We start from the raw sequence: 22,893 nt of genomic DNA, 5'->3' as shown, positions 1-22,893 counted from the left end.
TCATGACCATGTCAGCCGGTACGTCCCAGCCTCGCGCGAGTCGCCGGATCATCGCCCTCGCGTTGAGCGTGTCGCTGGCAGCGATCGTGGTGACCTTCGTGGTGGCCACCCAGACCTACCTGACGGCGGAGGCGTGGCTGGCGTCCCGCTGGGTGTCCGCGGTCGTGCCCGGGGGGAGTTCGTTCGACCCGGCGGACGGGGCGTTCTACTTCGGACTCGGCGGGAAGTATCCGGCCGGGTTGCGGGTTTCGTCCGGGTGCAGTGCGTTCGTCTTGGCGTTGCCGCTGTTCGCTGCGGCGGCGATCGCCGCGTATTTCGACAGGTTCCCGGTCCGGCGGGTGGTCGCCGCGCTGCTCGCCACCACCGCCCTGCTGGTGCTGGCCAATCAGGTGCGGCTGGTGATGATCGCGTGGGCGGATTCGCGCTGGCGGCGGGAAGGCATCTTCTGGTCGCACACCGTCTTCGGCTCGGTTCTCAGTCTCATCGGCGTTGTCGGGGCGCTGATCGTCTTCTACCTGATCATCCGCGGCCGCCGCCGGCGCGACGAGGCATGAGGGGAATGCGGGCACTTGTTCCAGTGGACCAACCTGCTTGGCTTCGCGACGACGTCGGCGCTGCTGATCAGCGGGGTATTCCTGATCTACGTCGTCGTGCTCGCCGTCACGTATCTGCGCCGTGAGCACTATCCGGACGGCGATTCGCGGAACTTCGACTGGCACTTCCTCGTCCCGTGCCGGGACGAGGAAGCCGTGATCGGCGCGACGATCGCCTATCTGCGCGACACTTTCCCGCGCGCGCACGTGTGGGTGATCGACGACGCGTCCGAGGACGCCACCGGCGCGATCGTGTCCGCGCACGCGGCGGCGGACAAACAGGTGCACCAGGTGCGCCGGCAGCTGCCCGACGCGCGCACCGGCAAAGGCGACGCGCTGAACGCGGCCTACCGCGTGCTCAGCGACTGGATTCACCCGTCGCGTCCGCGGGATCGGTGCGTGGTGGTCGTCGTGGACGCGGACGGGCGGCTTTCCCGCAACGCACTCGAAGCCTGCGCGTCGGACCGGCTGTTCGGCGACGATTCGGTGGGCGCGGTGCAGATCGAGGTCCGGATGATCAACCGCGACGTGCGGCAGCCGTATCCGGATTCCGGGCGCGTGCGCAACTTCTTCGGCCGTACGCTGGTGCGGTTGCAGGACCTCGAATTCCGGACCGCGATCTCCGCGATGCAGGTCTCCCGCCGCAAGGTCGGCACGGTCGGCATGGGCGGCAACGGCCAGTTCACCCGGCTGTCCGTGCTCGACCGGCTGGCCGAGGGCTCCGGACCGTGGCGGGGTTCGCTGCTGGAGGACTTCGAGCTGGGCGTGCACGTGCTGCTCGCGGGCTTCCGCACCGAATACTGCGACGACGCCTGGGTCGACCAGGAAGCGCTGCCGCAGCTCGACCGCTTCCTCGCGCAGCGGACCCGGTGGGCGCAGGGCACCATGCAGTGCATCCGGTATCTGCCGACGCTGTGGCGGTCCGGCCGGGTCTCGAACGTCGGCGTGCTGGAGCTGTCCTATTTCCTTGCCCAGCCGTGGCTGCAGCTTTTCGGCACGATCACCTATCCGCTGCCGGTCATCGCGTTCGTGAACAACCTCGTCCTCTACCCGGCGCAGACCATGATCTACCTCGGCAACGGCGGGGCCGTGCTCTTCGCGATCTACGTGCTGGTCGGCATTGCCCAGTTCGCGCTTTGGGGCCCGATCTACCGGCGGCAATCCGGCGGCGCGTACAGCTGGTGGCGCTGCATCGGATGGGGAATCGCGTTCTCTTTCATGATGTATTTGTTCTACCTGACCGCGTGGCGCGCACTGGGCCGTGTCGTGCGGGGCCACAACGGATGGGCCAAAACGCGGCGCAATCGCGAAGTCAATGTCCTCGGTCCCGTCTCCAAGGACAGCTGAGATGAGCACAGTTCTCGCGAGAACCGCCGCCGCGCTGGCCTTGCTTCTCCTGCTGTGCGGGTGCGGCCAGGGCGACCAGTACGCCGGCACGGTGCCCACCGCGGCGCGCAAAGTGGGGTCTTGCGCCAAGATCGCCACGCCCGAGGAGCTTTACACGGCCAGCGACATCGGGCCGGTGGTGCCGTGCACCGAGCCGCACCAGACCGAAACTGTCTTCGTCGGAAGACTCGACGGCCCGATCGCGGCGGAGGCGGAACGGCCCGTCGTGGAGAAACTCGACACCGTCATCGCCGACCGCTGTCATTCGGTCGATCTGCGCGGCTACCTCGGTGCGCGCGCACGCGATTCCTTCGGGGTCAGCCTGCTCACCCGGGTACCGACCAGGGCGGAATGGGCGGCGGGGGAACGCACCTTCCGTTGCGACGCGATTCCCGCTGCGGCCCCCGGCGCGCCCCCGCAGCTCTCGGTGCCCCTGCGCGGAGTGCTCCCCACCGCGGCGTCGGCGGCGGTACGGGTGTGCTGGCGCGGCGGCGAACAGCTGCCCTGCGACCGGCCGCACACCGCCGAGGAAGTCAACGCCTGGCTCCTCGCCGCGCCCGGCAGCCCAGAACAGCCATGCGAACCGTACGTGACCGAGTTTCTCGGCGGCCCGCTGAGCGATTTCCCGGAGCTGGCCGTCGTCGCGATCCCGGGCATCGTCAACGGGCAGCAGACGGTGAAATGTGCCGTCGGCAGGCGGGACGGTCGCCAGTCCACCGGCACACTGGCCGTGGATGCGCGATCATGACGCACGCTCTCGAAGCACCCACGGCCGATGACTCCGGTCCGGAAAAGCCGCGGCTGCGCGCGAAATTGGGGCGGCTATGGGTGCGCATGCGGTTGACCGGCGTTCCGCGACCGCGCGCGGTCATCGTGACCGCCCTGGCGGTCGGCGTGAGCTGGACGGCGATCCTGCTCGCACGCCTGTTCGCCGGTGGCGTCGTGGGCCTGGCCGACCAGGGCGACGGGCGACGGCTGCTGTGCGCGTTCGGGGTGGCGAACGATCGGCCGTGGGGCGCCGAGTCCAGCAAGTTCCTCTACTACCTGTGGCGACCCCACCAGTGGTACGGCGAGGCCTGCGGCGCGGACGGCTCCGGTGAGCCGTACTACTCGACGCAGGCGGCGATACTGGCCGTTGCCAAGTGGCTGGGCGAAACCTTCGGCCTGGCCCAGGGGATCGACCTGCGCATTGCCGGCGTCGTGTGTGCCTGCCTGCTGGGCGTCACGCTCGGACTGTTCGTGCCACTGCTGCCCGGTGCGCTCGGTTTCCGGATCCTGTTCGTCTCGGCGGTCGGGCTGATCGTCGCGGACTCCGCGTTCGCCGGTTTCTTCATCTCGCCCTACAGTGAGCCCGCCGCGTTCCTGGGAATCGTCGGCCTGAGCGTGGCCCTGTTGTTCATGTGGCGCAACGGAGACGCCACGGCCGGCGGAGCCGCCGCGGTCACGGTCGTCGCGTTGTTCGCCATCATGTCCACCACCCAGATGCTGTCCCTGGTCATTCCGGTCGTGGTGGCATTGCTGTGGACCCCGATCCGCGCCGTGCCGCGCGCCACGGGGCGGCACGGTCTCCGGCAAGCGGCGAGGCGCGAGCGAGGGCCGGTGCGCTGGCTCCGGCGGCGCTGGATCACGCTCCTGCTGGCGCTGGCCGTGCTGGCCGGGAGCCTGGGGTACTGGTCGAGCCAGCCGCAGCGGTTCGAAGCGATGAACACCTACAACGCGATTTTCGTCGAGATGCTGCCGCACTCCCCGGATCCGGCCGGGGATCTGAAGTGGTTCGGGCTCGATCCGGGGCTGGCGTCGGCCGCGGGCAGCCGGATCGACAGCCCGAACTCGGTGGCCAGGGGACCGCAGTGGGACGACTTCAGCAGCAAGGTCTCGATCGGCGCCGTCGCCGGGTTCTACGCCACCCACCCGGATCGCTGGATGGGGCTGCTGTCCCGTTCCGTCGAAGGCATGACCCGGCCGACGCTCGGTTACCTCGGTTCTTATCCGGCGGACGCGGGTCAGGAGCCCTTCGCCAAGGAACAGCGGATCACCGTGGCGACCTCGGTGCTCGGGTTCTGGGGCGTCGCTCCGGCCGTGCTGTTGTTGTTGCTGGCGCTGACTTTCGTGCTCGGCCTGGTCACCGCGGCACGTGCGGCGTGCTCGGCGGCTGCGCGAGCACTCGGGCGTCTTGGAGTCATTACGGTCATCGCGGCGGTCACCCAGGCCGGCGCGGAGATTCTGTCCGAAGGTTCCTCCGAGATCTACAAACACATGATCATGGCGGACCTGCTCGCGCTGCTGTGTGTGCCGCTGCTGTGCGGGTGCGTCTACGCGCTGGCGTCCTCGAGTGCTCGTGCGGCGAGATGACGAGGAAGCGGCTGGCTGTCGCGGCGCGGGGGAGTGCTGGATGCCTCTTCCTCGCCGTCGTCCTCGCCGTGGTGGTGACCGGTGGCATCGGCGCGATTTTGTCCCTTGGCGGCGGCTCCGGGCCGGAGACGTCCCGCCCGGCGCCGTCCCCTGAACCGAAGGAGCGTCCCCGGGCACGCGAGGACGCCGGGACGGTTTACGCGAATCTGGTGAACGGCCGGCCGGGAGCAGGCGGCAGCGGCAACTTGGCCGGAGCCTACTACCGGGACGGGCGGTTCTTTCTCGCGACGGTGGGACACGTCGCCACCGTCCCCGGCGGGCAGATGTTCGACTACCAGGCTGGCCGGCCGGTCGGGACGGTTGCCTACACCACCGCTGACGCCGCCGGCCGCGACCAGGGCGACGGCGCCGCACTCGTCGATATCGGCACCGGGGCGCTGCCGCCGCTGCTCCGGATTGCCACCACGGATGCGGTGGTGCCTGGCGCACCTGCGCCGATTCCTTCCCTCGCCACGGTTTCCGCCGCGTTCACCGACGGCGTGCTGCCGTCGGGCACGGTCGCGTGTCACAGCAGTTTCTTTTCGGACAGCCCCACGTTCGCCCAGGGCCACGGCTACCGATGCGGCACCTTGGCCTCCGACTGCCCGGTGAGCGCGACGGAGTGCTGGTTTCGCGGCACCGCGCCGTTCGTCGCGTCGGGCGACTCGGGCGGGCCGGTCTGGCGACCCCGGCCGGACGGGACGGTGGACCTGCTCGGCTTCGTCCGCCATCAGGCCGGCAACCAGACGCTCATCGGTTTCACGCCGGCCTCGGCTTACTCCCGGCACGACTGGACATCCGGAGTGGCACCGGATTTCCCCGCCGGTCCGGGCGGATCGTTCGTCACTGCCCCCGGCGCGCCGCCCGACGTAAAAGCGACGCAGTCCGGACCAGGCAGGGCGGAAGCGACTTGGCGCGCGTCGCCGGCGCATCCCGCGGACCCGGTAATGGAATATCGGATTCTTGTCGACGGCCGGCAGATGGCAGTGACCCCGCCGGCCGTATTCAGAGCTCAATTCGCGATGAAATTGCCTACGGGTCCGCATCAGCTTGTCGTTCAAGCCGTCGATCGCTGGGGAGTCGCGCGGTCTTCCGCCGCCACCGCGGTCGCCTGACACATGAAGATTTACCCGGCAATGTCGTGTGATTTCGGAGTCGATCGACAACGTTGCCCGGGTTAAGTTCGAGGGGACGGGGAGTGAGGGCGAACACATGCTTGGTAGGCGGGAGCATTCCGTGCGGTGGCGCGCTGCCACGGCGTTGGCGGGCGGGCTCATCGCGACGCTGCCGTTGGTCACGGCAAGCGAGTTGGGTGCTCCGGTCGTTCTTGCGCAAGGCCCGGCCGGACAGGGTTCCCCGATGCTCGGCCCCGAGCGCGCCGATCCCCCGGTAGGGGTAGACGGCAGCCTGCCGAAGCCGCCGGGTCTCCCGCCGCTGAGGGCGCCCTCCGGTTCCAGCGCAGAGCCCGGTCCGCTGGGCATCCCGGCCAGCATGCTCAAGGCGTACCGCAACGCGGCCGACCTGATGGCCAAGGAACGGCCGGGGTGCCGTCTCGACTGGACGCTGCTCGCGAGCATCGGCCGCATCGAGTCGAGCCACGCGCGCGGCGGCTACGTCGATGCCAAAGGAAACACCGTCGAACGCATTCTCGGCCCGGCACTCGACGGAACCGGCGGATTCGCCGCGATCCCGGCCAGCGACGGCGGCGCGTTCACCGGCGACCGGGTGTGGGACCACGCGGTCGGCCCGATGCAGTTCATCACCGGCACCTGGCGCCAGTACGCGTCGGACGGCAACGGCGACGGGGTTTCCGACCCGAACAACGTCTACGACGAAACCCTCGCCGCGGGCCGGTACCTGTGTTCGGGAAATCTCGATCTGTCGTCGGATGAGGGCCAGCGGACCGCGGTGCGCCGGTACAACAACTCTGACTCCTATGTAGACACTGTGCTGACGTGGGCGGCCCGCTACCGCGGCGGGGTCGCCCAGTTGCCGGACAGCAAGGCTCCGGTCGGGCCGCCGCCGGGCAAACCCGCGGAGGCGCCGCCGGCCGCGGTCCCGCCCCTTTCCACCGGGACGCCGACTCCGCCGAGCCGCACCGAGGGAAAGCCCGCGGCCCCGGCGCCGACTGAACTTCCGGCATCGTCGAGCCCTTCGCCGACGGCGCCGAGTACCACGACCACGCCGAGTACCGCGACTGCTCCGCCGGCGAGCACGACCACCACTCCGCCGGCGCCGTCCACCAGCACCCCCGTGTGCCGGCCACCCGAGTCGGACACTGCCGGACCGGAGAGCAAGACCGAAAAGGATACCGGCGTAACCGAGACGAATCCGGCGGACGCGGACCGGGAGCACTGCGTCGGAGTTCCCGGCGAGGACACTGGACGAACTCCCGATGACAGCAAGAATTGTGCGCACAGCCGAAGGTCTGCACAAGAAGTACCGCATGAAGAGTGCGTTGCGCGGCCTGTCGCTCCAGGCGCACCGCGATGAGTGCTTCGGCATTCCCGGTCCGGCCGGGGCGGGAACGCTGATCGAGATCACGGCGGCTTGCGGACTCCGGCTCGGTCTTCGATGCGGCACCCTGGCCGCAGGTCGCGCTGATCAGTTTCGGAGCACTCTTCGGACTCGCCGCGACGAAAACGTTTCGCTCGAGCCGGTGCTGCGCAGCCGTCAGCGGAAGGCGAAGGCGAGACCGACGCCGGCGACCAGTCCGGTGATCGCGAGGTTGACTGTCCGGTACCTCAGGAAAATCGCCAGGAACTCCCGGATCGTCGCGCTGGGCCAGTAGTAGGAAGAAGTGCGGGAACCGGTCACCTCCCCGTTGACCCCCGCCTCGCGGGCGATGATCGCGGTGCGAAGGACGTGGAAGTTGTTCGTGACGATGACGCATCGGTAGCCGGGAACGCGTTCCGCCATCAGCCGGCGGCTGAATTCCAGGTTCTGCTCGGTGGTTTTCGAACGGTCTTCCCGCAGCAGGGCCGAATCGGGGATACCTCCGGCGCGGAGGTACTCGGCCATCGCGTGCGCCTCCGGTTCGCTTTCGCCGGGGCCTTGCCCGCCCGAGGCGATGATCACCGGGTCCGCGCCGGCGGCGCATTCGGCCAGATAGACGGATTTCGCTTTGTCCAGCCGGCTGGCGAGCAGTGGCGGTACCCGCCCGCCGATGATCCGGGAGCCGAGCACGATCACGAAATCCACTCCGGAGCGCGGCGGCAGAAGGCTGTAGAGAAAGGCATAACCGAGGTAGCAGCAGAACAGGAAACCCAGGTAGGAGAACAAGGCCAGCGCGGTGAGCCCGATCGCTCCCGCCACCGTGTTCTGCGTGTGGTCTGCCGTCACGAGCAGTACCTCGAGCGCCAGCATGCCGAGCCCGGTCAGCAGCGACAGGAGGTTCCCCAGGCTTCGGCTCTCCCGCCGCAGCATCGTCACCCCGTTCGCCACCAGGAAAACGGCGAGCACCAGTACCGTGGCGAACGGCAAAAGCAGAACGGCGGCGGAAACGACTTCGGCTCCCGGCAAAGGGAGGCGGTCCATCTCCATCAGCAGCGCGAGGACGAGGCACGCGGCCGACAGGCCGAGCAGAACCGCATTGCGGAACTGCCGCCGGTCGCGCCGGATGCTCGCCACTGCCAGTATCAGGAACAATGCCGCGATGGCATAGCACATCAGGCCGACCGGTTTCTGTTGCGGAACGCGGGAACTGTGCCGTCAGCGGAACTCGTCGAGTTCGCGGACGAGCACCAGAATAACCGCGGGGAAGCCGAATCCGGCGTCGAGCGCGCTACCGGGCTAACCGGTTCGGGTGCCTTCGATCGGCCGGATCACCGTTCGCGCGGGTGGCTGACGCCCCAAACTGCGGGTGCACGCGGTGACGCAGAGAAGAAGCACAACGGCGACCCCGAGCGGGCGTGCGACGACTGTGTCGTTTTCTCCCGCGGTTGTTCGAACGCGATCGTCTGCTACCAGGCCTACCCCCACCCGACGGAACCGTTGCGCGGCACCGCGTCCGGCGACAAGATCACCAAGCCGGACGCAGTCGGCGTCGTGATCTCGATCTGGCCGGGTTCGCCGGGGTGCGCCTGGACGGTGACCTCCACGACCACGGTGTGCCTGCCGGGCGGCCTCCAACACCGGCGCCGCGGTTGCCTCGACAATGCGACGAGCCAGACAAGGCAGGCTCGTGTCGGCGTCCGCTGTGAGCACGATGCTGGAGTGCCCGAGCGAGATCGTGGCCCGGCGTGACCTGCACCACATCGGCACCTGGCACAGTGTCCGGAAACGACAAAACCCCGGCCTCTCCGAAAAGGATCTCGGTGAAGCCGGGGCGTACGGGTGGCTAACGGGGCTCGAACCCGCGACCTCCTGGACCACAACCAGGTGCTCTACCAGCTGAGCTATAGCCACCATCTGGCAAAAGATCTCGCGATCACCTTGCTGGAAGCAATCCTAGCGGGTGCCCGCGAGCGATTTTCAGGGGGTCACCCTCGGTGGCGTTCCAGCACTTCGGCGGCGGCGGCCTTGGCCTCGTCGCTCGTCGGGCCGGGCTGGGGGACGAAGGCGATCGCGCGGTAGTACTCGAGTTCGCCGACCGACTCCTTGATGTCCGCGAGCGCGCGGTGGGCCAGGCCCTTCTCCGGCTTGGCGTAGTAGATCCGCGGGTACCAGCGGCGCACGAGCTCCTTGACCGAGGACACGTCGACCATCCGGTAGTGCAGGTGCCTGTCGAGTTCCGGCATGTCGCGGGCGATGAAGCCGCGGTCGGTGGCGATCGAGTTGCCGGCCAGCGGCGCGCTCGCCGGGTCCGGCACCCATTCGCGGATGTACTCCAGCACGCGCTGCTCGGCCTCGGCGAGCGTGGTCGTCGAGGCGCGGACTTCTTCGGTGAGTCCGGACTTGGCGTGCATGTCGTGGACGACCTGCGGCATGCCGTCGAGCTTGGCGTCGTCGGCGTGGATGACGATGTCGACGCCCTCGCCGAGCACGTTCAGGTCGGCGTCGGTCACCAGCGCGGCTATTTCGATCAACGCGTCCTTGCCGAGGTCCAGCCCCGTCATCTCGCAGTCGATCCAGACAAGATGGTCGTTCACCCGCACCACCCTAACCCGACACGGGGATATCAGCGGCGTCACCTGGGCTTCCGGCGCGTTACGCTCGGTCAGCCAGTGCAACGAGGTGTGATTTCGGACTCGGAACGGGGTGCGGCCAGTGGCCGAGCAAGCGTCGGGACCAGCGGCGGAGATCGCGCAGGGGTACGTGAGCGACGGGGCGGCCGTCGAGCTGGGCGCGGTGGTGATCGACGGGAAGACCGAAGCGTCGGCCGCGGTCCGGCTGCCGCTGGCGACGCTGAACCGGCACGGCCTGGTCGCGGGCGCGACCGGCACCGGCAAGACCAAGACGCTCCAGCTGATCTCCGAACAGCTGTCCGCGGCCGGGGTCCCGGTGGTGCTGGCCGACGTCAAGGGCGACCTGTCCGGCCTGTCCGCGCCCGGCGAGGCGAGCGACCGCACCGCGAAACGGTCCGCGGAGCTGGGCGACGACTGGGCGCCAGCGGCGGGTCCGGTGCAGTTCTTGTCGCTCGGCACCAGCGGCGCCGGCGTCCCGGTGCGCGCGACGATCACCAGCTTCGGGCCGGTGCTGCTGTCGAAGGTGCTGGGGCTCAACGAGACGCAGGAATCGACGCTCGGCCTCATCTTCCACTGGGCCGACCAGCGCGGCCTCGCCCTGCTGGACACCAAGGACCTGCGGTCGGTCATCACGCATCTGACCAGCGACGAGGGCAAAGAAGACCTCAAGGGCATCGGAGGGGTGTCCGCGGCGACGGCGGGCGTCATCCTGCGCGCGCTGTCCAATCTGGAGGCCCAGGGCGGCGAGGAGTTCTTCGGCGAGCCCGAGCTGGACGTCCACGACCTGATGCGCCAGCAGGACGGCAAGGGCGTCATCACGCTGCTGGAGCTGGACAATCTGCAGTCCAAACCGGCGCTGTTCTCGACTTTCCTGATGTGGCTGCTGGCCGAGCTGTTCGAGGAGCTGCCCGAGGAGGGCGACCTCGACCAGCCGAAGCTGGTGTTCTTCTTCGACGAGGCGCACCTGCTGTTCTCCGACGCCTCGAAGGCGTTCCTCGAGCGGATCGAACAGACGGTGAAGCTCATCCGGTCGAAGGGTGTCGGCGTGTTCTTCTGCACGCAGCTGCCGACCGACATCCCGAACAACGTGCTCTCCCAGCTGGGCGCGCGGGTGCAGCACGCGTTGCGCGCGTTCACGCCGGACGACCAGAAAGCGTTGGCGCGCACGGTAAAGACGTATCCGAAGTCGCCGCACTACGACCTCGAGACGGCGTTGACGTCGCTCGGGATCGGCGAGGCGATCGTCACCGTCCTGTCCGAACGCGGCGCGCCGACGCCGGTCGCGTGGACGCGGCTGCGCGCGCCGCGGTCGAAGATGGGCTCGATCGGGGCGGACGCGATCCGGGCGGCGGTGGCGTCGTCGGAGCTGAACGCGAAGTACGGGGAGACGATCGACCGCGAGTCGGCGTACGAGAAGTTGGCGGCGAAAGCCGTGCCAGCCCCGGAGTCGGCTGCGCAACCCGAGGCGCCGGCCGCGCCCAAGCCGGAGAAGGAAGAGCCGGGCATGCTCTCGCAGGTGTTGAGCAACCCGGCGGTGAAGTCGTTCATGCGCTCGGCGGCGAGCTCGCTCGGGCGGGAGTTCTCGCGCGGGCTGTTCGGCAACCGGCGGCGTTGAGATACCTGACAGGAGATGGCAGGTATCGGCGGTTGACTGCGCGGGACCCGAATGACCGGCAGAGGAGCAGAAGCATGACCAGGACCGCCGTCGCCGCCTTCGAGCTGGACAAATGGGAGCCGCAGGCGCAGGACGAGGCCGGTGGCACGGCGTTCGCGCGGGTGTTGATCGAGAAGACGTTCACCGGCGCGGTCGAGGGGACCAGCCGGGTCGAGATGCTGACGGCGTCGAACGAGACGTCGCGCGCGTACGTCGCCTTCGAGCGTTTCACCGGCTCCGTCGACGGGCGGAAGGGCAGCTTCGTTCTCCGGCACACGGCTGGCGATGAAGGGTTGTCGCTGGTCCTGCTGCCCGGCTCGGGCGCAGACGAGCTGGCCGGCATCTCCGGCTCGGCCGACATCGCCGTGGACGAGGCGGGCAAACACACGTTCACGCTGGTCTACGAGCTGCCGGGCGCGTGAAGAAGCCGCTCTCTCCGGGCCCCGAATTTCCTGGAGAGAGCGGCCAGGTTTCCTCACCGTCCCGAAGCGAGGAGCGGAGGCGGTCCGCCCCGACCGCGGTCCGCCGCCGAGGTTCCGGTCAGCCGTTCCCGATCTGGTCGACGATCTTCTTCGCGTCGTTGATCGGGATGGCGAACCCGATGCCGACGCTGCCGCTCGAGCCGCCCGGGCTGTAGATCGCGGAGTTGATGCCGATCACCCGGCCCTGGCTGTCGACGAGCGCGCCGCCCGAGTTGCCCTGGTTGATCGAGGCGTCGGTCTGGATCGCGGTGTAGCTGGGGCCGGACGTGACGTTCGAGGTCTGCTGGCTGAAGGGCGAGTTCCGCTGCTCGCCGTCGCCCCCGACGTCGGAAAGCGGCCGGTTGAGCGCGCTGACGATGCCGGTCGTGACGGTGTTCTGGAGCCCGCCCGGCGACCCGATCGCGATGACCTGCTGCCCGACGGCGAGCTTGCTCGAATCGCCGAGCGTCGCGGCGGTGAGCCCGCTCGCGCCCTGAGCCTGCAGCACCGCGATGTCGCTCTTGGTGTCCGAGCCGACGACCCTGGCCTGGTACTTCTTGCCGTCCGACGTGGTGACCGTGACGGTTTGGGCACCCTGCACGACGTGCGCGTTGGTGAGAATCCGACCGTCAGCGGTCAGGATGACGCCCGAGCCGATCGCCGAGCCGCGCCCGGTCGTGACGTTCACCTGAACCACGCTGGGCACCACCTTCGCGGCGACGGTGCTGACGTCTGCGGAGCCCGTGGTGTTGCTGATGGTCTGCCCAGTGGCGGCGGACGACGCGGTGGTCGAGGATGCGCTCGAGTCACCAGTCAGCCCGACGATCGCCGCCCCTGCACCACCGCCGAGAAGAGCTGCGGCGAGCGCGGTGGCTCCGACGAGGGCCGCCAGCCGGCCGGGTCGCTTCTGCGGACCGGCCAGGGCCGCGGGTGGTTGCGCGGGTTGGGGCATCGGTCCGTAGTACGTGGTGCCAGGTTGGTGGCTCTCGGCCGGGGGTTGGCGATCCTCGGCCCCGCTTTGGCGAGGTTCGGTCACGCGGTACGTATCCGGTGCTCCGAGCTGGTAGTTCGAGGCGTCGGACTGGTGGCGCGAGGCGTCGGACTGGTGCTGCGGGGTTTCAGGATAGTGCTGCTTGGTGCCGAGTTGATGCTGCTGGGCCGCGGCTTGGTGATGCGGGGCTTCAGGACGGTCCTGCTGGGTGCCGAGCTGATGCTGCTGGCCCACAGCTTGGTGGTGCGGCGTCAGTGGCTGATACTGCGGGGCACCGGTTTGGCGGTGTGCGGCCTGCAGATCCGGCAGGGGCGTGTTGCCCGGCCCGGGCTGCATGGCAGCAGCCGACCGAGGCACCTGGACAACACTCGGTCCGACGGCTGGCGCACCGCCGGGCGTCTGCGCACCGCCAGGTGGCTGTGCACCGCCGGGCGTCTGCGCACCGCCAGGCGGCAGCACACCACCTGGCGTCTGCGCACCGCCAGGCGGCAGCACGCCACCGGGCGTCTGCGCACCGCCAGGTCGCTGCGCGTTGCTTGGCGGCTGCGCGTTGCTCGGCCCCGCCTGCTGAGCGCCCGCGGCCGCCTGCTGTCCAGGACGCGCTCCGCCCTGACCGGCAGGACTGCCCCCGCCGTCACGAGGATGCCCCTGCCCGGCGCCGAACGGACTCGACCCGGCCCGATACTGCCCATACTGCTCACTGCTCTGGTGCGGCTGGCGCCCACCGGGGATAGCGGGCCCGGGCCGACTCTCGTTCTCGGTCATGAACCAAGACTCGCGCCCGCCCTTATGAGCAGCCTGTGGAAAACCCTCAGGCTTTCCTGAGAAGAATCGGCTGAGAATCCTCAGCTGATTCTTCGACAGTGGCATCCTCGTCCGTGCCGTGCCGTGCCGTGCCGTGCCGTGCCGTGCCGTGCCGTGCCGTGCCGTGCCGTGCCGTGCCGTGCCGTGCCGTGCCGTGCCGTGCCGTGCAATGCCCGCCGCCGCTGGCGTCACAGCGTCAGTCCCAGCGAAAACCCTCGGCCCAACCCGTCAACCCGCCTGTGGCGCACCTCCTCTCCGACCTCCCGGCCCATCTTCCTTCCCTCGTCCTTCTCAACACCTGTCAGTCGAAGAAACTCGGCACGTCCAGCGCCCCTCCCGATGCCTCGAACTCGTCGTGCACGGCTTTGCGCAGTTCCGCGTCGGCGAGATAGTCGGCGGCCGTCAAAGCCAGTCCCAGCGCACCGTCGACGACCGCCTGATCACCCGTCGGCGACCCGGCAGCCTCCGCGAACTCCTTGGTGTGCAAGGCGACCGTCGGCCCGGACACCGCGATCATCGGGTGCAGTGCAGGCATGCGGAAGGACAAGTTTCCGAGGTCCGTGCTCCCGGTCAGAAACTCCGGCACGATGCCCGGCGGCAGCGGTTTCCGCCCGGTGCCCTGCTGATTGACCGACCACCGCCCGGCGAGCGTCGTGTTGAACCGGATCGGCAGGTACGCCGGCTGTGCGTCCCAATGCAATTCCACCCCGCAGCCAGTCATCTCGGCCGCGCCGTGGGCGATCGCGGTCATCCGCTTGGCCAGGTCGCGCAGCGTCTCGGGATTCGCCGATCGGAGATAGAACAAAAGAGCAGCCCGGGCGGGGATCACGTTCGGCCGCGCGCCGCCGTCGGTGAAGATGCCGTGCACCCGGTCGCTCGATGGCAACTGTTGCCGCAGCGCGGACACTCCTTGATAAGCAGCCACTGCCGCGTCGAGCGCGTTGCGTCCCATGAACGGCTGTGCCGAGGCATGCGCGCCGACGCCGTGGAACACCATCTCCAGCTGCCGCCTGCCGAGAAACGGGTGCAGCGCGATGTCGTGGCTGAACGGGTGCAGCATGATCACCGCGTCGACGTCGTCGAAGACTCCAGCGCGCGCGAGCGTCTCCTTGCCGCCACCGCCTTCTTCCGCGGGCGTGCCCAACAGCGACACCCGTCCGCCGAGTCGTTCGGCCACTGCCGCCGCACCGAGGAAGCCGCCGGCTCCGGCAGTGCAGATAACGTTGTGCCCGCAGCCATGCCCCAAGCCAGGCAACGCATCGTACTCGGACAGAACAGCGATGTGCGGCCCGTTGTTGTCCGGAGTTCCGGTGCGCAGCGCGGTGTCCAGCCCGCCGAGCCCGACGGTGACTTCGTGCCCGTGAGCGCGCAGCAACTCGGCGAGAGCGCCGACCGACCGGTGTTCGGCGAACCCTTCTTCGGGATGCGCGTGCAGATCCTGGCTGAGCGCGACGAGTTCGCTCGCCCGGGAACGTACTTCTTCTTCAACCGCGGCACGGGTTTCCGCGTCGGCTCCAGCGAAGTCGGAGCCGAGCGGTTCGGCGGCAGCGACGGCGTCGGCGGTGGCTTCGATGAGGGAACGGAGGTGGCTGTCGTCGGGCGGGACAGGTGCGGCGTGGGTCATGCGGGAAATGCTATCCCTGAACCCTGACAAAAATGGATCACTGCACGTCAGACAGCCGACCGGAGACGAATTGGGCGACGCCGAAGTACTGTTCGCGCACCTCGTCGAAGTCACGCGCGTGCAAGCCGGCGGCGATCTCCCCGCGGTCGAACATGCGTTGCCCGCTGACGATTCCTCCTGCGGTGTCAGCGATCCGGGCGGGTTGGCAGTCTCGGCGGGCACTCGTGAGCAGGACGATCCGGCCGCCGGGCCGCAAAATCCGGGCGAACGAATCGAGCGCGCGTTCCGGCTCGGCGAACATGTGCAGTGCGGCGAAACAGCAGACGGCGTCCACAGTGGACGAAAGCAGCGGCGGTTCGACCGCGTCGGCGCGAAGATAAGCCACGTTAGGCGAATCGGTTTCCTCGACCGCGCGCGAAAGCATCGTGCGGGCACCGTCCAGGCCGATCGCGAGCCCGTCCGGGCCCACTGCATCCCCGAACGCGCGCGTGAACCGGCCGGTCCCGCACGCGACGTCGAGCACGATCTGACCTGGCTGCAGCGCAAGCCGTTCGGAGGCCAGCGCGACCTCGTCGGCCATGCTCGGGCCGCTGGGGCCTTTGAGGACGCGGCCGAGCACGGGCCGCCAGTAACGTTCGTAGACCTGCGGCAGCAGCGTCGTGCGCATCAGCCGCTGAGTGAGCCCGGTGGGCGGGCCGGCCTGGGCGGCGTCGCCGAGCGTGTCGAGGAAGCCGTCGGCTGTCGTGGCCGGCTCGCTGAGCAGATCGGCTAGTCGTTGCTGGGTGCGGTGGGGCGGCACGGGGGTCCTCTCGGTGGGGTTACCGGCAGTATGCGACATGAACTGCTCACTCGTTCGAGTGAAGATCTGTCCGATCAAGCGTTCGAGGACCGGCATTGTCGGTGCCTGTTCCTAACGTCGTCCGCACGGTCTCCGACCCGCGGAGACCAGCGAGGAGGACTGACTGATGACCGCACCGATCCTGCGTCCGATCGACCTGCCCACCGGAGAAATCGCCGTGCACGGGGCTTTCGACCTGAGCGCCGCGTCGCAGTGGCTCGCCGGGGCGGGCCCGGCCGGATCCTTCGCCGTCGAACCGGGCGTGCTGCGGATGGCGTTCCCGGTGGAGGGGAGCTGGACTCACGCCGGGGCCGCGATCCGGCAGAGATCCCCGGGCACGGTCGAAGTCGGCGTGGCCGCGCCGGTGGAGATCGCCGCGCGCGTGGTCGCACAGGTGAGCCGGATCCTGTCGCTCGATGTCGACGAATCCGGGCTTGCCGAGGTCGCGAACCGCGATTCGGTGGTCCGGCGGCTGCACGCTCGCCACAGCGGAGCGCGGCCGGTGCTGCATTCGTCGCCGTATGAAGCGGCTTGCTGGGCCGTGCTCACCCAAGGCATGCGGGTCGCGCAGGCGAGGCGATTGCGCGAGCAGCTCGCCGTGCGACATGGCCGTCAGGTAGGCGAAGACGGGCCGTTTTCCTTTCCCTCGCCGCAGATTGTGGCCGAGTTGGGGGACGAACCTTCGGTAGGCCCATTCCGGCTGGCCCGCCTTCGAGCTGTCGCGCGAGCAGCCGTTGACGGCCGCCTGAACGCCGACGAGCTGCTCGCGCTGCCGATCCCCGACGCGCTGAACCGGCTGTGCGCGATCCCGGGCATCGGCGCGTTCGCCGCCGAGCAGATCTTGCTGCACGGCGCGGGGCATCCCGATCTCTTCCCCCGGCTGGACACCCAGCTCCACCAGGTGCTGTGCGCCGAGTACGCGTTGCCTCCCGACACGCCGCCGGACGAGCTTGAACCGCTGGCCGAGGACTGGCGTCCGTATCGGTCGTGGGTCGCCCACCTGTTCCGGTTCGATCGGCTGAGCGCCTCGGCGTCCGGGGAGGTGGCGGACTGAGCGGTGTTTGAAGTCGCGGATCGACGGAAGGGAGACGCCATGGAGTGAGGCGGCGCCCATACCGAATCGCGGTCGACGGGTGCCACCCGGGCACTCGCAGCGGCCAAATAGGGCCTGTGGTGAGGTGTCCGCGTGACTACGCCAGTACTCGCCGTCTCGACTGTGCTCAGCGCCCGACCGGGCACCGGGGAAATCTCCGGTGCGGCCATGGCAGCGGGCGCTGGGACAGTCGGTGCGGCGCTGGAACAGGCGAACACGCCGAGCGTCATCACGTTGGTCACCGGCGGGATCGCGTTGCTGGTGGTGCTCGCCGGCGGGACGCCGTGGCGGTTCGCCCGCAACGTCATCACGATCGTGCACGAGGCAGGCCACGCGCTGGCCGCGGTGACGGTCGGACGGCGGCTGCGGTCGATCCGGCTGCACTCGGACACCTCTGGGGTCACCGTGTCGCGCGGCAAGCCCGAGGGACCGGGCATGGCGTTCACGGCCTTGGCCGGGTACGTCGCGCCGTCGGTCCTTGGGCTGCTGTTCGCGAGCCTGGTCGGAGCTGACCTGATCACCGCGGTGCTCGTGCTGGTCGCGTTGCTGCTGCTGGGTGTGCTGATCATGGTGCGCAACGCCTACGGCGTGTTCACGGTGGTGGCGAGCGCCGTCGTGCTCGGGCTCGTGGCTCTGGTCGCGCCGAAGGTGGTGCAGGCGCCGTTCGTGTATCTGCTGACGTGGTTCCTGCTGTTCGGCGGGGTTCGGCCGGTGGTGGAGCTTCAGCTCAAGCGGCGGCGCGGCCAGGCGCGGGACTCCGACGCCGATCAGCTGAGCCGGTTGACCGCGGTGCCCGCGGTGTTGTGGGTGCTGGTGTTCATCGTGCTGACGGTGAGCTGCGTCATCGCGGGCGGGCTGTGGCTGTTGCAGCCGTTGGCGTTGTGACGCGGTCGCCGTGGCGCTGGCTCGCGCTACGGCGATGCGATCCCAGCGGCTCGGTGACGGCGAAGGCAGAGCAGACCCCGACACAAGCGGCGCACCACGGAGACGAGGTCTTACGCCCGCGTTAAGGCGCGGTCGAGGGCGTGCCGCGTTTCTTAGCGGAGGGGAACAGCCTGCATCCGATGTCAAGACCAAGACTGGTGTTGAGCGCGGTGCCGAATGAGATGGCTCCCTCGTCGGTTCTGTTGTGGAACACCGCGTCGTGCGATCCGGGTGCGTCGTGCAGTCGCTGCGGTCGTGGGTCGAACCCGTAGCGCTGCGCGACGGTCCCGATGACAGTGAGCGCCTTCTCGTAGTCGGCGTCCGGCAGGTTCCCGGCCACGACGTGGTCTCCTAAGCTTGCAGTCTCGCCGTCATTGCCGATCCCAGGGAACCGTGCGCCGCATCCCGCTCGGGATCCGGTGTTGTTTTTGCTGGGTGCCCAGGGCTCCAGCTTGGGTATGGCGGCGGTGAGGGCTTGGCGGAGTTCGGTGTCGAGTTGCTGGTATTGCTGGCGGACTTGGTCGGTGTCGGGCAGTCGCATCAATGCGGTCCAGACTTCTGCGGGGTCTCGGTCCACGTTGTCTCCTGGAAAGGGCGATTTCTCGACGCTGCACGCGGTCAGAGCGGCGGCGGTCAGGGCGACGGCGAGCGCCGCGTGCAGGCGACTGGGGTGCGGGGTCATCGGGGGCCTTCGGCGAGAACGGTGCCCTTGTACTGGGCGAGGTCGGGATGTCCGGTGGTGATGGCGGCCATGTTGTACATGCTGGTCGATCCTGGGTCGAGGTAGCCGCTGTGGCCTTCGGTTGCGTTGAGCGGTCCTGCTTCGGTGACGCTGGCGTCGGTGGACATCTGGTGGTAGCTGCTCGCGTCCGGGCTGAAGTAGGGGCTGGGCCCGAGCGCTCCGGTGTCGCCGTAGTTGGGGACGAGGGTGTCTCCGGCGTCCTGTGCGGCGAAGAGGTGGCCTTGCGGCACCTTCAGATGTTCGGCGCCCTGGCCGGGGGAGCCGAACAGCATCGCGTCCTGCACCGGGGTGTCATGGCCGAGGGCATACCCGGTGGTGCTGGAGCCGTAGCTGTGCCCGAGCGCGGTCAAGTGCAGCGGCGTGTTCGACGCCTCGTGCCCGGCTCCGATCCCGTTGTAGAACTTCGCGAGGCTCTCGCCCCCTGCCTGCGCCGCGTGGGGCGCGAACACCGACTGGCCGGGATTCGCGATCTCGCTCCACTGCGGGGCCTGGTACCCGATCCACGTCACCGCCGCCGTCGGACCCCCGCCGTGTCGGTCTTCAATTTGACCAGCCATTCTCTTCAGATCGTCCATGTTTCTGTCGTAATCAACGAGGTCGCCGTTCACCGTGGTGGTGAATCCCGGAGTGAACACGGCGACGTTCGTCGCTTTGTCCACGTCGCCGACCGCGATCGCGGCCTCGACCCGGGAATGGGCGGTGTCGAAGAACAGCAGCTGCCGGTTTCCCTTGGCCAGGGTGTCATGGACGGCGTCGAGCGAGGAAATCTTGTCGTTCAACGCGTCCAGCCGGACTTGCAGGTCATGGTGCTCGTTCTGCTGTTGCGGATCGGACATTTTCAGCCCGTCCATGCGGCGCTGGAGGTCGTCGCGCTGCCGTCGCAGGTCCGCGTAATCCCGGTCGAGCACGACCCGGTTCGCCTTGTCCCGATCGACGGCGGGCAGGCCGTCCATTGCGCCGATCTGCCCGGGCCGGTCGCGGATGAGGGCGTCTCGGGCGGAGGCGGGCAGGGTCGCCCACTACGCCGCGTTCTGGGCCGGGGTCGCGTTCGGCGGCGGCTCCGGGAACGTCATCCCCGCCGCGTTCAGCCCGTCGGCGGCGGCCGCGGCGACGGTGGATTCGTTGCCGGTTCCGAACTGGCCGGCCGCGGCTTTGTCCAGGACTGCGGCGAGGTCGCTGTCGATGTCTTCGGCGGTGCGCAGGATCTGCGCGATATCGTCGGCGAGCTGCTGCTGTGCTCGTGCCCGGTCCTGCGGGTGCAGCTCCGGCGGCGGGTCGCCTGCGTAGACGCACACGATCGCGCCGTCGGCGGTGATCGCGAACCCGTACTTGCGGGCCAGCTCGTCCGCATTCTTGATCGCGCCCTGCACCGCGAGGATCGCGTCGGCGGCCTGCCCGACGGCTTTGCCGATCGCGGCGACACCGGCGACGTAGGTGTCCAGGCCCTGCATGTGGGTTTTGTGCTGGGCGGCCGCGCCCTCGGCGGCGGGGCCGCTCCAGCCGACCACCGGGAGAAGTTTGCCGTAGTCGTCGCCATCGTTGGTCAGGACCTGCACCTTCGCCTGCACGCCGGAGCAGATCTCGTCCAGCACGCCCGGGTTCCAGGCGCGCACATCGGCCAGCGACACCATCAGCGCGGCCCCCGCATCGTCGGCGGCACCGGGAACACCCCCGCGGCGGCCTGGTCTCCGCGCGCGTACCGGTCGGCAGCGACTCCCAGATTCTCGCCGAACCGCTGGGCCTGAGCACACCACTGGCCGAACGTCGCCGACAACGAATCCCGGCAGCCCCCGGCCGCCGCTGCAGCCTTCCCGCTCCGCACCGCGCCCGAGATCCGCCCGACCAGCCCTGCACAATCCCCGCCGCGCAGACCGGCCGTTTTCTCCCCCGCGGACCGCCCAGCCGCTCTCAACGCAGCGGGCACACTCGTAAACCCCATCGGCCTCCCCTTCCCATAACCGAGAGTCACGGTACGGGCACCGGAGCTCGGAGATCAACGGCGGCTCCCCTCAAACCGGGGGCTAGCCAGCGAACACGCGAAGGCCTACCTAGGCGCAGCTAGGCAGAACTACTCAGGAGGAGGAGAAGCGAAGCGCGACACGACCTGGTTTGCCACGTCCAAGGACCCGTGAACGCGAGAGGGCCCGGCCGAGCAGCGGCTAGCATGGGGCCTTTCCACCGGTTGTCGAGCCGAGCAGCGACCGCGCGGACGCCCTCTCGTATTCGGTGCAGCCTGAGCCGCGGAGGCCGAGGTAGGGCGTGTACGTCGAGCCGAGCAGCCGCGAGCCGCAGTCGGCGACGGGCTCCAGCCCGTCGCCGTACGCCTGGATCGTGCGGTTGCCGTACTTGGCGTACTGGCGGGTGTGGATCCACTCGTAGTTGATCACGTCGAGCATGTACCCGCACGGGACCTTCGGCGAGATCCGCACCTGCATACCGCCGGCCAGGTCGACGATCCCCCACAGGTTGTCGGGCGGCTCGGCGATCATCCACGTGAAGCCGCTGCGGCCGATCGCGAGGTGAAGCACTTCGGTCTGTCGGATTCGTCTCCCACGATGTCCCCCTCGTGCCGAGCCAGTGCAGAGGGATCGCAACCGGCGCGGGGACTGTTACGCAGCCGACCCGGCATCACCGCACACCCCCCTCGCACGCTGCCGGTAGCCGCGGCTCCAGGCAAGCGGGCCGGTGATGCCGTCGAGCGCGGCCATGAACGACCGGGTGCACGGCGGACACAGGTCTTCCGCGGTGATCGATCCCTCGGCCAGACTCTCAATGCAGCTCGACAGTGCAGAACCCTTCGAGGCTTCGCACGCGAGGGAGTTCGCGGCGGAGCCTTTGAAGGATGATGCCGAAGGACGCTCGTGCACGGAGTGCGCCACTGTCTTTGGTAGGTTTTCGGAACTCATGGGAACGCTCTCGTGGATTGTGGGTGCGTCCCACGTTTGGCCCACGATCGGTGTCCCGGTGCTGGTCAGAGGCAGGTATTCGGCAGACTGGACGTCTGCTGAGCCGCCGGAGGGAGACAGGCGATGGACGAGGTCGCGAAGGCCGTCGAGGAGTGTGCGCGGGCGGCGAAGGCGGCTGCGCCGTCGTTGGCTGCCGCCGGGGACGACGCGGTGGACGCGGCGCTCGTCGGGATGGCGGAGCGGCTCGTCGCGCACCGGGACGAGGTGCTCGAGGCCAACCAGGCCGACGTCGCCAAGGCGACGGCCGACGGGATGAGCGCCGGTCTGCTCGACCGGCTCACCATCACGTCCGAGCGGCTCGACGGGATGGCCGCGCAGCTGCGGCTGCTGGCCGGCGCGCCGCACCAGGAGCGGTCCGTCGACGTGTCCACGTTGGACGGTGGGCTGCGGCTGGTCGAGCGGCGGCGCCCGGTGGGCGTCATCGGCGCGAACTACGAGGCGCGGCCGAACGTGACGGTCGACGTGGCGTCGCAGCTGGTCAAGTCGCGCAACGGCGGCGTGCTGCGGACCGGGTCGGCGGCGCTGGGGTCGGCGCAGCGGTTGCGGGACGTCGTGATCGCGCCCGCGCTCGAGGCGGCCGGGATCAACCCGGACGTCGTGCAGCTGGTGCCGCGCGTCGAGCGGGAGGCGGCGTCGGCGCTGGTTCGGCTGCCGGGGCTCGTGCCGCTCGTCATCCTGCGCGGCAGCGGGGACAGCACGCGTGCGCTGGCGACCGAGGCCGCGGTGCACGGGGTACGCACGTTGGCGCACGCCGACGGCGGCGGTGTGCTGTACGTCGACGCTGCGGCGGACGCGGCCAAGGTTCGCGACCTCGTGTACTCGAGCCTTGACCGGCTCGGTGTCTGCAACCGGCTGAACCTGCTGCTGATCCACGAGGACGTGCACGACTCGGTGTGGCCGCAGATCGAGTCGGCGCTGGCCGAGCGTGGCGTCACGCCCTCGCTCGCGCCGCACGAGCATCCGATCGGCTACGAGTGGGCGCTGGACTCCGAGCGGGAGGCGACCGTCACGGTGGAGAAGGTCGGCGGGCTCGTCGACGCGGTCGAGATCGCGAACGAGCGCACGTCCGGCCTTGCCGCGGGGATCGCGACCGAGGACCCGGCGGCGGCGGAGCGGTTCTTCGACGGCTACACCGGCACGGGCGTGTTCTGGAACGCGCCGACCCGGCTGCTGGACGGCTTCAAGCTGCTCGCGGTGCCCGAAACCGGCATCAACCTCGACCGGGTGCCGGGGCCGCGCGGGCCGGTGACCTACACCGACCTGTACGTCCGCCAGTACGCCGTAGTGCCTGCCTGACCTG

At 69.2% G+C, this 22,893-nt stretch carries 21 protein-coding genes and 1 tRNA gene; 11 read left to right on the top strand and 11 right to left on the bottom strand.

Features of this window, described 5'->3' with window-relative positions; all coding sequences use genetic code 11:
- Window positions 1–2: 2 nt before the first annotated feature.
- From SSMG_RS28390 to SSMG_RS28365, 6 genes are all read left to right on the top strand, one after another.
- On the top strand, window positions 3–554 hold the full coding sequence (locus SSMG_RS28390) for an archaeosortase/exosortase family protein (RefSeq protein WP_009081696.1): 552 nt from the start codon (window positions 3–5) through the stop codon (window positions 552–554).
- Between the two features lie 15 nt (window positions 555–569).
- Window positions 570–1,940 carry a glycosyltransferase family 2 protein gene (locus tag SSMG_RS28385; RefSeq protein WP_234392757.1) on the top strand — a complete coding sequence of 457 codons (1,371 nt, stop codon included), beginning with the start codon at window positions 570–572 and terminating at the stop codon, window positions 1,938–1,940.
- A gap of 1 nt (window position 1,941) precedes the next feature.
- Window positions 1,942–2,727 carry a septum formation family protein gene (locus tag SSMG_RS28380; protein WP_009081692.1) on the top strand — a complete coding sequence of 262 codons (786 nt, stop codon included), beginning with the start codon at window positions 1,942–1,944 and terminating at the stop codon, window positions 2,725–2,727.
- Window positions 2,724–4,331, top strand: coding sequence for a hypothetical protein (locus tag SSMG_RS28375; protein WP_009081690.1), 1,608 nt, complete (start codon window positions 2,724–2,726; stop codon window positions 4,329–4,331). Before SSMG_RS28380 ends, SSMG_RS28375 begins: the two co-directional genes overlap by 4 nt.
- On the top strand, window positions 4,328–5,485 hold the full coding sequence (locus tag SSMG_RS28370) for a hypothetical protein (protein WP_158688103.1): 1,158 nt from the start codon (window positions 4,328–4,330) through the stop codon (window positions 5,483–5,485). The genes SSMG_RS28375 and SSMG_RS28370 overlap by 4 nt, the downstream gene beginning before the upstream one ends.
- 121 nt (window positions 5,486–5,606) lie before the next feature.
- The gene (locus tag SSMG_RS28365; protein ID WP_199786009.1) at window positions 5,607–6,863 is read left to right on the top strand and encodes a lytic transglycosylase domain-containing protein; all 1,257 of its coding nucleotides are present in this window, start codon (window positions 5,607–5,609) and stop codon (window positions 6,861–6,863) included.
- 180 nt (window positions 6,864–7,043) lie between these two features.
- Here SSMG_RS28365 and SSMG_RS28360 read toward each other — a convergent pair whose 3' ends face one another.
- The 4 genes from SSMG_RS28360 to orn all read right to left on the bottom strand — a co-directional run bounded on the left by SSMG_RS28360 (window position 7,044) and on the right by orn (window position 9,460).
- Entirely contained in the window at window positions 7,044–8,000 is a 957-nt protein-coding gene (locus tag SSMG_RS28360) for a YdcF family protein (RefSeq protein ID WP_234392756.1), read from the bottom strand.
- 341 nt (window positions 8,001–8,341) lie between these two features.
- The gene (locus tag SSMG_RS47240; RefSeq protein ID WP_255409773.1) at window positions 8,342–8,470 is read right to left on the bottom strand and encodes a hypothetical protein; all 129 of its coding nucleotides are present in this window, start codon (window positions 8,468–8,470) and stop codon (window positions 8,342–8,344) included.
- 234 nt (window positions 8,471–8,704) lie between these two features.
- Window positions 8,705–8,777 (bottom strand) — tRNA-His (locus tag SSMG_RS28355).
- Between the two features lie 74 nt (window positions 8,778–8,851).
- Entirely contained in the window at window positions 8,852–9,460 is a 609-nt protein-coding gene (gene orn / locus SSMG_RS28350; protein ID WP_009081683.1) for an oligoribonuclease, read from the bottom strand.
- 118 nt (window positions 9,461–9,578) lie between these two features.
- On the opposite strand from orn, the gene SSMG_RS28345 reads away from it, so the two are divergent.
- Together SSMG_RS28345 and SSMG_RS28340 are read left to right on the top strand one after the other, a co-directional pair.
- The gene (locus tag SSMG_RS28345; RefSeq protein WP_037715129.1) at window positions 9,579–11,111 is read left to right on the top strand and encodes a helicase HerA-like domain-containing protein; all 1,533 of its coding nucleotides are present in this window, start codon (window positions 9,579–9,581) and stop codon (window positions 11,109–11,111) included.
- 74 nt (window positions 11,112–11,185) lie between these two features.
- Entirely contained in the window at window positions 11,186–11,572 is a 387-nt protein-coding gene (locus SSMG_RS28340) for a DUF3224 domain-containing protein (protein ID WP_009081679.1), read from the top strand.
- Between the two features lie 118 nt (window positions 11,573–11,690).
- Here SSMG_RS28340 and SSMG_RS46410 read toward each other — a convergent pair whose 3' ends face one another.
- The 3 genes from SSMG_RS46410 to SSMG_RS28320 form a co-directional block, all read right to left on the bottom strand.
- A complete protein-coding gene (locus tag SSMG_RS46410) occupies window positions 11,691–13,367 on the bottom strand; it encodes a trypsin-like peptidase domain-containing protein (protein ID WP_199786008.1) in 1,677 nt (558 codons plus the stop codon).
- A 340-nt stretch (window positions 13,368–13,707) separates the two neighbouring features.
- Complete coding sequence (locus SSMG_RS28325) at window positions 13,708–15,030, bottom strand: M20 family metallopeptidase (RefSeq protein ID WP_037715125.1); 1,323 nt, start codon at window positions 15,028–15,030, stop codon at window positions 13,708–13,710.
- A gap of 37 nt (window positions 15,031–15,067) precedes the next feature.
- Window positions 15,068–15,829 (bottom strand): class I SAM-dependent methyltransferase, encoded by a 762-nt coding sequence (locus SSMG_RS28320; protein WP_037715123.1) that lies wholly within the window; start codon window positions 15,827–15,829, stop codon window positions 15,068–15,070.
- Window positions 15,830–15,995: 166 nt separating this feature from the next.
- Between SSMG_RS28320 and SSMG_RS28315 the strand changes: the two genes are divergently transcribed.
- Window positions 15,996–16,922, top strand: a complete 927-nt coding sequence (locus tag SSMG_RS28315) for a DNA-3-methyladenine glycosylase (protein WP_009081670.1) — start codon at window positions 15,996–15,998, stop codon at window positions 16,920–16,922.
- Window positions 16,923–17,054: 132 nt separating this feature from the next.
- Window positions 17,055–17,846, top strand: a complete 792-nt coding sequence (locus tag SSMG_RS28310) for a M50 family metallopeptidase (protein WP_286156982.1) — start codon at window positions 17,055–17,057, stop codon at window positions 17,844–17,846.
- 121 nt (window positions 17,847–17,967) lie between these two features.
- On the opposite strand, the gene SSMG_RS28305 is transcribed toward SSMG_RS28310, so the two are convergent.
- The 4 genes from SSMG_RS28305 to SSMG_RS28285 form a co-directional block, all read right to left on the bottom strand.
- Window positions 17,968–18,567 (bottom strand): LppA family lipoprotein, encoded by a 600-nt coding sequence (locus SSMG_RS28305; protein ID WP_009081667.1) that lies wholly within the window; start codon window positions 18,565–18,567, stop codon window positions 17,968–17,970.
- A complete protein-coding gene (locus SSMG_RS28300) occupies window positions 18,564–19,580 on the bottom strand; it encodes an alpha/beta hydrolase (RefSeq protein ID WP_037715121.1) in 1,017 nt (338 codons plus the stop codon). Before SSMG_RS28300 ends, SSMG_RS28305 begins: the two co-directional genes overlap by 4 nt.
- 66 nt (window positions 19,581–19,646) lie before the next feature.
- Window positions 19,647–20,258: a hypothetical protein gene (locus SSMG_RS28295; protein WP_037715119.1), complete on the bottom strand. Its 612-nt coding sequence runs from the start codon at window positions 20,256–20,258 to the stop codon at window positions 19,647–19,649.
- Between the two features lie 528 nt (window positions 20,259–20,786).
- A complete protein-coding gene (locus SSMG_RS28285; protein WP_009081661.1) occupies window positions 20,787–21,155 on the bottom strand; it encodes a hypothetical protein in 369 nt (122 codons plus the stop codon).
- A 501-nt stretch (window positions 21,156–21,656) separates the two neighbouring features.
- On the opposite strand from SSMG_RS28285, the gene SSMG_RS28280 reads away from it, so the two are divergent.
- Window positions 21,657–22,889, top strand: a complete 1,233-nt coding sequence (locus SSMG_RS28280; RefSeq protein WP_009081657.1) for an aldehyde dehydrogenase family protein — start codon at window positions 21,657–21,659, stop codon at window positions 22,887–22,889.
- Window positions 22,890–22,893: the final 4 nt, after the last annotated feature.

Source organism: Streptomyces sp. AA4, from assembly GCF_000158875.1.
Classification (GTDB): Bacteria; Actinomycetota; Actinomycetes; order Mycobacteriales; family Pseudonocardiaceae; genus Amycolatopsis.
The sequence above is the reverse complement of the archived record's forward strand: the minus strand, read 5'-3'. Positions and strand labels throughout refer to the sequence as shown.